Annotated in this window: 5 protein-coding genes and 2 pseudogenes; 4 read left to right on the top strand and 3 right to left on the bottom strand. The window is 42.8% G+C overall.

Going from position 1 to position 13,730, the window contains the following annotated elements:
- The first annotated feature begins 503 nt into the window (after window positions 1–503).
- From QWZ07_RS02440 to QWZ07_RS02430, 3 genes are all read left to right on the top strand, one after another.
- Window positions 504–2,201, top strand: a complete 1,698-nt coding sequence (locus tag QWZ07_RS02440; RefSeq protein ID WP_192853935.1) for a hypothetical protein — start codon at window positions 504–506, stop codon at window positions 2,199–2,201.
- A 64-nt stretch (window positions 2,202–2,265) separates the two neighbouring features.
- On the top strand, window positions 2,266–3,573 hold the full coding sequence (locus QWZ07_RS02435) for a TolB family protein (RefSeq protein ID WP_192853936.1): 1,308 nt from the start codon (window positions 2,266–2,268) through the stop codon (window positions 3,571–3,573).
- Window positions 3,567–8,327, top strand: coding sequence for an OmpA family protein (locus tag QWZ07_RS02430; protein ID WP_225998535.1), 4,761 nt, complete (start codon window positions 3,567–3,569; stop codon window positions 8,325–8,327). Before QWZ07_RS02435 ends, QWZ07_RS02430 begins: the two co-directional genes overlap by 7 nt.
- 84 nt (window positions 8,328–8,411) lie before the next feature.
- On the opposite strand, the pseudogene QWZ07_RS26460 reads toward QWZ07_RS02430, so the two are convergent.
- The 3 genes and pseudogenes from QWZ07_RS26460 to tssH all read right to left on the bottom strand — a co-directional run.
- Window positions 8,412–8,576 (bottom strand): annotated as a pseudogene (locus tag QWZ07_RS26460) (helix-turn-helix domain-containing protein); the annotation flags it as partial.
- Window positions 8,577–8,656: 80 nt separating this feature from the next.
- Window positions 8,657–10,040: pseudogene (locus QWZ07_RS02425) on the bottom strand (sigma-54-dependent Fis family transcriptional regulator); the annotation flags it as partial.
- The gene (gene tssH / locus QWZ07_RS02420) at window positions 10,027–12,720 is read right to left on the bottom strand and encodes a type VI secretion system ATPase TssH (RefSeq protein WP_192853938.1); all 2,694 of its coding nucleotides are present in this window, start codon (window positions 12,718–12,720) and stop codon (window positions 10,027–10,029) included. The pseudogene QWZ07_RS02425 and the gene tssH, both read right to left, overlap by 14 nt.
- A gap of 454 nt (window positions 12,721–13,174) precedes the next feature.
- On the opposite strand from tssH, the gene QWZ07_RS02415 reads away from it, so the two are divergent.
- Window positions 13,175–13,693, top strand: coding sequence for an Hcp family type VI secretion system effector (locus QWZ07_RS02415; RefSeq protein ID WP_012600867.1), 519 nt, complete (start codon window positions 13,175–13,177; stop codon window positions 13,691–13,693).
- Window positions 13,694–13,730 lie beyond the last annotated feature (37 nt).

The raw sequence follows: 13,730 nt of genomic DNA, 5'->3' as shown, positions 1-13,730 counted from the left end.
GCATAATATATATAGTGTTTATATCACATCGTTATTTGATGTGGTGTTCTGCATTTTGGTACTTTAGTACCACCCTTTTAGGCCAATTTAGTGTTCCAAAATAAATCCTATTTATATTGGCTAAGTTTATGTGGGAATTTATTCCCACTTTTTTTCTCTTTTGCAGGTGATAAAATGCTCAATATAACCTTCTAAATCGATGAAATGCTTCCACCAGATATGTGTGTTTGGTCTAGTTAGTATTTACTTAAGTACGCAATGAAATGATTATTATGTGACATCCGTTCAAATTGATTTGCCTTTTTAGTTGGTCAGACGAAATGACTATTTATCCTGTTTAATTAGCTTTATTGCTAGTGTTGTGGTTTTTTACGATACTCCTTGTAATCTATTGAAATTTATAACCATTACGCGTAGAATTTATTTAACCAAATCGTTTTTTAAGCCTTATCAGCTTAGTTATCACCGCAACTATATATACCTGTAGGTTGTGGAGAATCCAAATGCACTTAGTTTGCAAATTTATATCTAGTTCGTCTCTCAGTACGAACGATCTTCAATATGTCCTAACTCCGGATGAGTGTATTGGGCTATTTTCGCGTGTGCGTACCCCTAAAGACATCTTGGCTCAGTTACCAAGCACTCTGGTTCAGCAGATTATTGCGTCGGCTAAAAAAAATGTCCACAGCCTGCTTAATGCTATTCGAGTAGAACTTGTAAAAGCGAACTGGGTTTGTCTTTCACCCAATGTGAGACGCAGTCCATTAACGAGTAAGCAGCTAGCAAACTTCCCCCAGCTGAAGTTATATGTCGATCGGGTGAGTAATAGTACTGCAGAGCGCGTTCACAAAGCCAACTACCAGCAAGTTGTCGATGATGTACCTTTGGCACGTCACTACAGCTTTTCACCGGTTGAACCTTCCCCAGAACATAAAATCGTTGTCGAGTTTGCAGGGCAGTGGTCTAGCAATGCAGCATGTTTGATGTTAGGTAAAACGGACGGTCAAAAAGAAAAAGTGACGGTAGGTAAGCCAGATCGAGAAAATAAACATCGAAGCCTCGCGACGTTTAAAGATCTCGAGACTGAGGGTAAAACGCTTTATATCAAAATCCCTTGTTCTGGCCAGCCTCAGCCAATCTTGCTTAAACTCGCCGAAGACCTGCAGCCCGTTGATAAAGAAGCTCAGATGGATGAGTGGGATAACGTGTTGGTGCCGGTGAGACCTTTGGCTTACTTAGATGGCAGCAACGACAAATCAAAAGCTTCTGACCTGCGTGGTGGTTTCCTTTATGTGTTTTGGAAAGGGAAGCTTTGGCGAGAGATGGCGATAAACGAGAAAGGTTACTACCAAGATGTTGACGTCGAGTATTACCGTACCCTAGAGCAAGAAGAAAAGAAAAAGGACACACATCAGGTAATACAAAGAAGCGCAAGCGGTTTTGCCATGCCACATTTCTGGGCACCTTACAAAATATCGGGTGAAGTCCAACAGGGAGAAAATGGACTCAAGATCATTTTCTCACCAAAGCAAAAGCGCTTTGCTCAAATTGAAGCTTTAGAATCGGATGCTGCTTTACTAGAGAAATCCAGCACACCGTTAGATGAATTAAGTAGTTACAGTGACGGGCAGTCATTCAGTGCACAACAATTCACCTCCGATGTAGACAGCGCAGCCATCCACAAAGTTACCGAAGACGACATGCCATGGCTGAGTGACCAACAAGCCATAGTACGTAGTTACGACCAGAGTAACACCGTGATTGCTTATGTGGATGGAAAAAATAGTGGTTTTCTTGTCCGCTTGGAAGTTGGTTTGGCAGACGGCCCATTGGCAGAACAGCTAGACCCTTACTCGTTGGCTTCGTATGACGGCTTAGTTGCCATTATGGAAGATTCTGAAAGTGACTGGCGAGTTACCGAGCCCTTTGAGTTAACCAGTAAAGATAGATATATCAGTGCCTTAGTGACAGGTATGCCTCCCAAAGGAAAGTTTACACTTGTTCTTTCGCACCTTGGGGGGCAAGACAGCGCGGTGATGATGTTTGAAGGGCTGACATACCAAGAGATCATCGCAGAACCAGCAGAATTACCGATGGCTTCTAAGCACGAAGAACTGCGAGTGCCTGATGAAGTTAATGAAGAAAGAGAGCGTCAAAAGAAAACTTTAGACATGATGCTAGAGCTTATCAACGCTAATTAAAGTGATAACACGGGAACGTGCGTTAGACCTCGGTTTATCAAATCATGAAGAGAACAAGCAAAATATGAAAAGAATTATAATAGGCAGCACCATTATTGCTGCCGTATTGGCTGGGGCCGGTGTTGTGCATTGGCAAAGCAAACCTTCAATGGATAAAGATTACATCTCAAACCTTCGAGGGATAGTACAATCTACATCGTATAGCAATCAAAGGGACACGATTTCAAAAATTCGAGGATGGCAAATCGACATAGGAAACCTTGAAGGTGCTCCCAGAGAAGAGTGGAATGCAACGCACATCCAACCCCAAGTGATGTTTCACCATGGACCGGATTCTACTATTTATACTATGAACTTTGATGGCACGGATGTCCGGTTGTTACTTCATCGTGATGAATTTGGTGAACTACCATCAGATGGTAGAACTCAACGATCACCTGATGGGCGCTACTTATCTTTTCTGTATTACTATGCTGGTAATAGCTGTGCAGTTTATGACTTAAAAAAGAGGGAGACTGTTGCGAAGATGGGTGCATGCTCTTCGGCGACTTTTACTGCTGATAGTAAAGCTTTCTACTTCACCAACTTGCGCGATGGCAATCCAAAAAGACTTGAACTGGATAGCCGGATTACGAGCGATGTTTTTACAGCAGGCCCGATCATTATTGATGGAGAAATCTATGAGCCACGACGTGACGGGAATGGTTTTTTTATAGATGAAGCTCATGATCGATTTATTTATAAAATAAAAAAAATGGATAAATCAGGGAGTCGAGGTCCAAAACAACAGTTAGTGTTCCGCTTTTCAGATATGTCTTTACTTGGTAAAAAAGACTATTTGGCCACTGAATGCTTAGCCAATTTTACCAAGGGAGCGCAGCAAAGGTATCTTTCATGTAACCAATACAAACCCTACGACTTATTTTCGCTTGAGGATCCTCAGAAAAAAATTGAACAAGTGCCAGAAAGGTATGTTTTGCAGCGAGGTAAGTGGTATGCAGAGGTATTTGGTAATCGAGTTGTTCGCATGAAGCAACCAGGAGAGGGCGGTATGTTTGATGGCTTGGGCTATTACTATGCATTAAAAACGGGTGATGGTGAGTTCGACTATGACCCACTCTACTGGCTGTATTTTTATATTCCTTCGGATATGTATAAAAACTTTGAGAATATGGATCTGCGTCCTTTTATGCCCGCTATCCCTACCAAAGCGCAATTTGATGAACTCTTACCAGACGTTACAGAAAAGTTACGTCGACACTGTGCCCGCAGTCGGGCTGGTTTCAAGAGCTGTGCTCAGTTTTACGATATGAAAGCGCTGTTTAAAGACATGGATCAAGTGAGGGAATATATGGGGATTAAGAAATGGTAAAACGTTACGATATTCCGGGCCTTTATCTAATGGGAAGATTGCATGACAGGGATGGCAAGCCCGTTGGACGCTTTTTCCCATTAGCCCATGAAACATTGGTCATTCCTAGCTTGGAAGTCAAACAGGAGTTTGTTGCAAACCACACCACTACAAACAAACAGATATCTACCAGCAGCCAAAACCCGATCGCGGTTAGTGATGAGTTGGGTAAGCTTAATATTTTAGCGACTCGCGAATTCAACGCTGATCAGATAGGCGCTGAGTTACTTAGGGCTCCTTTGGCAAAGGGTTGTGTGGACGCCGCGATTAACAAGGGCGCCGTGCAAGACGTGCTGTTTTTCCCAAGCTATTTGGTGCCGTTAAGTCAGATGGCGAATGCGGCCCAACGTAGTAAAGACCAAGAGCCTTGGTTAACTAAACTGTACAACTTGTTGTCTTATAAAGATCTTAAGGAGATAAAAGATGATAAAGGGCGACCTGCCTGTGTGACCGATTTAAGCGTTAAGCGCGTTAGTGTCGAGCAAGATTGCCTAGCTCCTCCCTTGGACCAAGTTGACCAAGGTAGTGATTTCTTTAACAACTATGCAAAGTGGTACAATAAGAGCCACTCTAAACAGATACACGTTGTTGAAGTTCCGCAGTTTTATACAATTCAGGTTGTTTTTTCTTCAGAGGATTATATTGGCGCTGACGTGACATTAGCCGATTTACAAAAAGGTATTGATATACAAGGCTCTGAAAAAGAGGGTAGTGGTTTTTTACCTACATCGGCGGTTAAAGAAGTTCGTTATGATTATTCTACAGACGGTAAAGTTACCCAAAAAGAGTCCATGTACGTCGCGACGTTTTGGCTAAACTCGGATAGAGTTTTATTGCTGAGTAGTCAAAATACGTCACTTCGAATCAATATAGATTTCTCGAAGAAAATCGATGAAGACAAGACAAAACAGTTCGCAACTATTCTTGATGCTAAAGGTATACCAAAAAGTTACAGTCTAAAAGAAAATGCCCTCGCCCTGGACATTCACACAACCGCTGGTCGCACTGCAGTGGTGAATGGCGATCCTGTCTCCGTTGAAGAAGCTTTAATTAATCACGCCCCGCAATTTTTCCCTCACTTGAATGCCGATTTAGAAGCATTCCCTTACGACAGCCCGGAAAAACTGATTGAACGAAAGGAGACCAAAACCAGTTTACCAAACTCAACGTGGGCGACGTTTCAAACGGTAAAAGGCAGTTTGGAGTCAACTTCCGGTGTGTTAAAAGATGGCATCAGTTGGGGGACGTTAAGTAAATTTGCGGCGTCTGCATCTTCTAGTTTAAGCGGAGGTGATGAAGGTTTTGATTATATCGCAGATACACTCAAAAAAAGTATGGGTGTAACACAAGCGTCTACAGCTTTCATCAAAGCGATAAAGGACCTAAACGATCACTATCCGAACGAAGTGACCCAATCTGCTCACTTTATAAATGGCCGCATTAATGCGCAAATAGTGTGGTTTAGTCAGAAGTTTCACGCGCAGATGGATAGAGCCTCTCCATTATGGAGCACTTCCATTTTGCCATACCTTACTGGTGCAGGGCGGATCGGAACGAAAGCGTTAGACATGTTAGATAAACCGCTAACTATTGCGGAGCTGGGTTACGATGCCGTCAATACCTATGCCAATTGGAACGGAAGCCAAGCCGCTCAAGGCTCAGCGCACGGAGATCTGCTGTCTAAAATACAGGAATACATGGCAACAACCGCTTCTATACAAGCAGATAAAGCACAAGCTTTTCAGCGCACGGAAGAGAAGTACCGAAATGCTGTCGATATCCTTAGAAATGAAATGCCAGATTTGTTTGTAGAAGAAGGCAGCATTTCACTAGACCAGCGTGTAGAAGACGTGTTACTTCGGTTGAACATGACGTTTTTTGAGTTCGATTCTTACCAAGTCACTGAAAAAGGTAGTGTGCACAAAAGAATCGCTGAGCAGTTACAGGGGTTAATCAGTAACCCTTTCGAAATTGTCATAACAGGCCATACCTGTAATATGGGATCAGAAGCCTACAACTTGGCTTTATCGGAAAAGCGTGCTGTTTCTGTCAAAGAGGCCATCCTTGATGCGATGTCTCCGGACGCTCGAAGCGTTTGGTCTCCTATGTTCAAAATTGTAGCAAAAGGGTATGCAGTTTCATTACCTGGTAACTCCAATCGCACGATTGAAGAGCGAGTAAAAAACCGTCGAGTTGAAATCTATCTCGCGTTTAGTCGTTCTGTGGAATATCCGCCGTGTCGCGCAGGCCTTATGAATGTTGAAAAGGCGGCAAAGATAAAAATTGCGAAAGACATGAACGAAGATCAGGCGATGCTGGAGTTCATCCAATCTGGTTTGAATGCACTAATTGGTGGGGCGGCCATGGCCTTCCCGCCAGCAAAAGTGATTGCCGCAGGGGTAGAAGGTGTAAAGCTTGCTACTGCCATTATGGACCTCTTAAAGCCAAACACTGAATATCAAAAATGCGTTAAGCAGGTTGATTCCATCCGCCATCAAGATCTTATGGCGTTTAACCAGTTTTTAGCACAGCCAGATATCCCCAATGCGACCCGAGTGTACTTAAAATCGTATATGAAGCGAATGATTGCGTTGAATGGTTTGATTCGCTTGATTAAGAGCTTTCACGCTGTCAATGCGAATCCTGCTTTTAGCGGTGGTGGGGTATTAAGTGATGCTGATGTGCTGAGTGGTCCTAACATCAATCAGTTCAGTGACCTCGATGTGCTGGGCTATATTGATGAGTTCATCCTCAATGATGATTGGAGTGTTGATATCTCACTGCTGGGTGCTGAACACTTAGATGAAGTTTGGATGGAGAAAAATGGTTACCGTCAAACATATAACCAAATTGGTAGCGCTTCGGTTACCAAAATATACGCTCAAGGTGTTAATGTTTACCGCCATTATGCATCCGATGATTTAACCGACTTGGTGACTGAGAGAGCTCGGCGATATAACCATTACTTCCCAATTCATTACCGAGCAAGTCAAGACGACAGCCATTTCGAAGCATTACTAGGGGATAAACCACCAACAGGATTAGATGATAGTATCTTTGAGAGAGTTGAGGTCTTTGTTCGTCGTCCTTATAAAAGTAATGGTTCAGTACCAAAATATGATGATTGGGTGCCGTTTGAGCAATATTTTCGAGATAACGGTGCAATGCTGACACCTTATGACAATATTAAGGTCGTAGCGTTGGTAAAAGATGGGGTTGGGAGCGAAGATAACAGCAACGTTATTGGTCAGCTGCCGATTTGTCTTGATGTCATCTCACATAGTTCAAATGAAGGTAACTGGAAGTGGAGTGATAGTGTTGCCTCTACTCATATAGAATATGTATCAGAGTTATCACCTGTGAACTTTTCTGAACCAGAGAGAAAAGTCATTTTTGGTGATGACAATAATGTGAAGAAACTTGGCGTCATTATTCAGCCAAGTTATTTCTTTGGTACTACACGTGTATTTGGTATTCGACCAGTTGCTAATTACGACGACGTTGCATTGAAGAGCCTCTTTGATACAGGCGCTAGCTCAACCGTCTCGGGTGGTTTCAAATTCCTGAGCTACTTTTTTGAGTTAAAAGTGCCAGGTCAAAGTAAGACAGAAAAGCGTGTCAATTTGCTACGCTCGTTTGGTTCGACAGATAGCAAAGAGAGAACCATCGACCGATTTAGCGTGACGTTGTCGCCATCTCGTCAATATGAGTTAACAAAAGACTTTATCAATTTTAGCGGCGCTATTTTTGGCGATGGCCTCTTCTACGAGAAGACATTCTTAACGCCTCCTGAGGGTAAGAAAGTACGATATCCACAGGTTTTTGATGGGGCAAAAGTGAGCCTTTATTTAGGGCAAAGTGGCTTAAAATATGCCTCTGCTCAGAAAGGGGGGGATGATCCTCTTCTAAAAGCTGATAAGCGCATGAGTGGTAAAGTTACTGCCTTTGACTGGAATAAAGAAACGACGGCAACTCTACTGATTCGTTCAAAACCGTGTGATCCTGATAATTTGGAAGAGCAAGGTTTTGATAAAAATCTAATCCCAATTCACGTTCAATTCTCTTATGATCCAAACTTATGGCCAGGCTCAAACTTATGTCCAGTGACAGATTTTAAAGTAGTCGCACGACTCGGAACAGTGAAAAAAGTTGGTGGCTCTTTTATCTTTGAAAAATCTGAAATGGAAAAAATTCCTAAGTCGCTATCTGAGCTTCAAGAAGATCTAGCTAAGATGAATTCAGAAAGTCTAGAGTGTATCGCATTATCGACTTGGAGCGGTGCAAGGGAGGAAGAAACCACTTTGTTTGCCAGTGTGGAAGAGCTCTCTTATATCAATCTATTTGGTCACAAAGTAAATGGCTTAAGGCCGATGATTGCACCAAGTAGTTCAAGGAAAGGGGTTAACTTTGGTATACAAGTCAATGCACCATTTGGATCTGGGTTAGATTTAGAGAAAGGTGAGGGAATGCACTTGACCGATAGTGGCGTGACTAGAATCCCGTCTAATTGGATCAAACTCAAGTACAAAGAAGACGAAGTTGAGGCTGCTAAACAGCTTAATAAGCTCAACACAGACCTTGCGTTTGCTGAGCAATCTAAGGAAATTAAATTTAAACCCCATATCAACCTTCAGAAGTGGATGAGTTACAAAGACCATTTTGATAGCTTGCTCGAAGCGAGGATCGATATGATTGATAGCTGGGTAGAGAATTAGTACACGGATACAAAAAAACCGCCTTCGGGCGGTTTTTCTTTTCTTATCAATTTAAACAGTAATTACCATGCTCCCGTTATCCCATCAGCCCGCCGCAGAAATATCGTATTTCTTCATCTTGTGATTGAGCGTACTTAACGGGAGCGACAGTTGCTCTGCCGCTCGTTTCGTGTGCCAATTACAAGAGTTTAAGCAGTCGATAATCACAGTTCGTTCGTATTGGCTGACCACCTCTTTTAGGCCAACAGCTACATCGTCAGCTCCCAGAAGTTCAGGTTCCAACGTGGGCTGAATTGTTGATGTAACTGGAGCAACAACTTGACGGTGTTCTACGTCTTCAGGGATCTGTTCACCAAACTCAATCTGAGTAATGGTTTCGAAATCTGATAATAAAACCGATCGCTCAATGATGTTTTTAAGCTCACGCACGTTACCGGGGTAGGTATAAGTAAGTAGTTGGTTTCTTACATTAGCACTCAATCCCGGTGATTGAGGCAAGCCTAACATCGTCGTGGTGTGCTGAACAAAGTGCTCGGCGAGTGGGATAATGTCCGCTTGTCTGGATCTCAGAGGTGGTAAGGCGATAGGAAATACGTTCAAGCGGTAGAACAAATCGGCCCTAAAACCTCCGTCTTTAATCTGCTGCATTAAGTTACAGTGTGTCGCCGCAATGACTCTGACATCTACTTCAATCTCTCTGCTAGCGCCTACAGGGCGAACTTTACGTTCTTGCAGCACACGCAGCAGTTTAGCTTGAAGTAACATTGGCATATCGCCAATTTCATCTAGGAACAGGGTACCCCCGTTTGCCGCTTCAAATAAGCCAACTTTGTCCTTGTCTGCACCGGTAAATGAGCCCTTTCTGTGCCCGAAAAGTTCGGATTCCAGAAGTTGTTCAGGAATTGCGGCACAGTTCTGAACGATTAATGCTTGGTCAGAACGATTCGAGTTTTCGTGAATGTATTTTGCAATGACTTCTTTACCCGCACCCGTCTCGCCTCTCAGTAAGACGTCGACAGGCAAAGAGAGCACCTTATCAAGTCGGCTCAATACATTGACCATCTCTTCACTTTCAGCGATCGGACCTTGATAGGTTTTCTTTGTCCGTTTCTTTAGCTGAGTATTTTCACGAACCAACGCTTGGTTATCGGCGCTTAAACTCTTTATCACTTGACCATATTGCTCTAACCAAATGGCATGGCGAATATTACTTGCCGCCATTCGGCAAAACTCGGTAAGTGCGGTTTCGTTATCGATAACGCTTAAATCAAGCAAAACCAATAATCCAATGGTTTTGCTTTCATCATCAATCAATGGCCAAGCAAGTAAGTTATTGCTTTTTAGACCTAACGTTTGCTCGGTTTGATAGATGCCTTCACAGTCATAACCATTGTAAGTGTATAGCTCATTGATCAAGACAACTTCGCCGTTACGTACGGCGAAGTTGAATGGGTCGGCTTCACTTACTGTGTCTAACTGCAGAGGCTCCCAAGGATGTGAGGCAATGACTTTTTCATGGTGGTGTGCGGTGCTCGGAATCAAGGCTTGACCGGTTTGGTCAAGCACGTAAATGATGCCATGTTTCGCGAAAGTCATTTGCCTTGCTGCTGTGAGAACGGCATCCAAAGTTTGAGCTAACTGGCTGCGATCAGCCAGAGATTGGCTGATCGCAAGTAGGGCGTTACTAAGCTCACTATGGTTAGCTGAACGCATAGGTTAGAGTTCCTTGCTCGTCCACAGAAACTTCAATTTGAGTATGTGAATCATCCTTGTCATTCACCAGTAGTTGAGTCGAAAGCTGCGGCAATAGTTGACGGTTAATAACGGCATCAATATTTCGAGCTCCCGTCTCTGCAAGGCGGCAGTTGCCTAATACGAATTCCACTAAGTTATCACCATAGCAAAGTGCCAGTTTGTGGTGGCTTTGCAGGCGCTCAGACACTTTCTTCAGTTTATGATGGATGATATCAGTCATTGCTGTGTCTGAAAGTGGAAGGAATGGCAACACGGACATACGAGCCAACAAGGCTGGCTTAAAGTGTTGATTCAACGTTGGGCGAATGGCTTCAGCGACGATATTGGCATCAATGTCTTTCGCTTGGTGAACCAAAGACTCAATCTCATGTGTCGCGAGGTTACTCGTCATGATGATGAGCGTATTTTTGAAGTCGATGGTACGACCTTCGCCATCGTTCAGTGTGCCTTTGTCGAACACTTGGTAGAACAGGTTGAGTACTTCTGGATCTGCTTTTTCAACTTCATCTAAAAGAACAACAGAGTAAGGGCGCTGACGTACTGCTTCGGTTAGCATACCGCCTTCGCCAAAACCTACATAGCCAGGAGGTGAACCAATAAGGCGAGACACAGTGTGTTTCTCTTGGAACTCAGACATGTTGATGGTGGTCATGAAGCGCTCACCGCCAAACATTTGGTCGGCGATAGCGCGAGCGGTTTCTGTTTTACCTACACCACTTGGGCCAACTAATAAGAAAACGCCCGTTGGTGCATCTGGGTTACCTAATCCCGCTTTTGCGGTTTGAATACCTTCAGCAAGCGCATCAATGGCAAATTCTTGGCCTTTAATGTTTTGAATTAGGTTTTGCTTCAAGTTTAAGGTCGCTTGCGACTCATCTTGAAGCATCTTACCCATAGGGATGCCTGTCCAATCAGAAATTACATGACTAATTTCGTCGGGACCCACTTCGTAGTGAACGAGTGGATTGGTACCACGCACGTTATCTAAACGTTCGTTACAAGATTGAATAGCTTCGCGAGTCTGCTCTTCTGAATATTCATGACAATTTGGTTTGTCACTTGTTAGTGCTTCATCGTCTTGAACCGTATTGTCAGCTTTAGGAGCACTGTCTTCTTCAGTCGAAGGAGTAGTAAGGCTATAAAGATGACTACGCAGTTCTATGATCTCTTGAATAAGAGATTGTTCTTTTTTCCATTGAACCTGAAGGGTAGCTTGTTCTTCTGTGGCCTTTTCAATCTTCTCTTTTAGCTCAGGAATTAAAGCGGCACTGTGTTTGTCACCCGTTTGCTGAAGTTGGTCACGTTCTAGAGCTTCGAGCTCGCGATTCGCAGCGGCAATTTCTTGATGTAATGTTTCAACAGGTGCCGGTGTTGCATTAAGGCTAATATTGACGCGAGCACAAGCCGTATCTAACACGTCGATTGCTTTATCTGGCAGTTGGCGTCCAGTGATGTAACGATCAGCTAAGTTTGCTGCGGCAGTGATTGCGTCGTCACGTACGTATACGTTATGTGACTTTTCATAGGCTGGTCTTAAGCCTCGGATGATCAATGCTGCTTGAGTAGCCGACGGCTCATCAAGTTTTACCAGTTGGAAACGGCGCGCCAGAGCTGGATCCTTTTCGAAATATTTTTTGTATTCAGACCATGTGGTGGCAGCAATTGTTTTTACTTCACCACGTGCTAGAGCGGGTTTAAGTAGGTTGGCAGCATCGCTGCCTCCAGCTTGATTGCCTCCCCCAACAAGCGTGTGAGCTTCATCTATAAATAAAATGATTGGAGTCGGTGAATTCTTCACTTCATCTAGTACTGCGTTAAGGCGTTTTTCAAACTCTCCCTTAACACTTGCCCCCGCTTGAAGTAAGCCCATGTCTAGGCCGTATAGTTCTACACCTTTGAGGCAGTCTGGCACATCTCCTTCGGTAATTTTTAATGCAAGACCCTCTACCACCGCTGTTTTACCAACTCCCGGCTCACCTACGGCGATTGGGTTATTTTTTCTGCGTCGCGCCAATATGTCGATTATTTGTCTGATTTCTTGATCACGGCAGAATACTGGGTCGATCTCGCCCTTTCTTGCTTTGCCGGTAAAGTCGGTGGTGAATTTACTTAATGCCGAACCATCTTCACGTGCGTCGGTTTTTTCTGATGTTGTTGCTAAAGATTCTAGAGAGTTTGTTGTGAGTTCAGAAAAGTTACGCTTTAAGGTATCTGGGTTTACACCGTCTAAGATTGAAGCGTAGCCGTGCTGACCATAGCGTAGTGGGTTACTCACGAGTGTAAGAAGTAGGGCGCCAGAGCGAATCTGAGTTTCGGATAGATCTAAAGATGAGACCAACCAACTTTCTTGAAGCCATTCGATTAAAAGCGAAGAAAAAACGGGCTTGCTGCCGTTGCCTGTTGTGTTGGTATCTAAAGTCGAACGAATGGATTGCCTTAAAATGGTCTCTGAGCAATCGAAATGACTTAATAAGATATCAAAATCACTATTTGGCCTTTCTAATAAGCTTAATAGATAGTGTTCAATTTGCACTTCATTGGCTTTTTCCGATACGGCTAATGCAGCGGCATCCTCTAAAGCGACTTTTACAATAGGGTGCAGACGTTGTATTAAAGAGGAAAGATTTATATTTATCATTTTAGTTCTATTAGTTATGTACATGGGATGCAGCAATTATACTAAAATTGATAACTGGTTTTTTATTCGGTGATGAATTTACTATTGTTTATTGGTTACTTTTATTGTTTGTTTTGGCTTTTTATCTGACTAATATTTAAAATCCCGTTCAAAATAATAAATAGTCTAGGTGTTATGATTTAATTACTAGTTTTTTTGACTTTATTTCTAATCTTCGAGATAGTTATTTTGCCTTTGTGTTTTAAATTCAATTTATTAGTATCCACGTTCAATAAATCGTTTTTCTAAACAACAAATTGTTGTTAAATATAATATTTATAACGGCTCATTTTTTGTAACTAACTGTATTTATTGGCTTTATAAAGTTGGCATGATGTTTGTATTAGCTTAATCAGTCGCGGTGATAAGCGATTTGGTGAATTAATGAATTATAAATTTTAAAAAGGAAATATCGATGCCAACTCCAGCATATATGTCTATCAATGGTGAAACTCAAGGTCACATTACTAAAGATACTTACTCTGCAGATTCTGTAGGTAACACTTGGCAAGAAGCTCACGTTGATGAGTTCCTAGTTCAAGAACTTGATCACGTACTAACAGTTCCACGTGACCCACAAAGTGGCCAACCAACAGGTCAACGTGTTCACCGCCCTGTAGTAGTAACTAAAGTACAAGACCGTTGTTCACCTCTGTTATTCAACGCATTAGTGTCTGGCGAAAAGCTTCCTGAGTGTGTAATCCGTTTTTACCGTACTTCTGTACAAGGTAAGCAAGAGCACTACTACTCAATCAAGTTAATTGATGCACTACTTGTAGATATTCAAACTCGTATGAATCACTGTCAAGACGCTGCAACTTCAGATCGTGTAACTGAAGAAGTACTTAAGCTGACTTACCGTGCAATCGAAGTAACTCACGAAAACTGTGGTACTGCTGGTAACGATGACTGGCGTGCTCCACGCGAAGCTTAATCGCTTTTCGTGAAAAAACAAAGGGTCAACAACTGCT

The sequence above is a fragment of the Vibrio lentus genome, from assembly GCF_030409755.1.
Taxonomy (GTDB): Bacteria; Pseudomonadota; Gammaproteobacteria; order Enterobacterales; family Vibrionaceae; genus Vibrio; species Vibrio lentus.
Note: the sequence above shows the minus strand (reverse complement) of the source record. Positions and strands in the feature narration are given on the sequence as shown.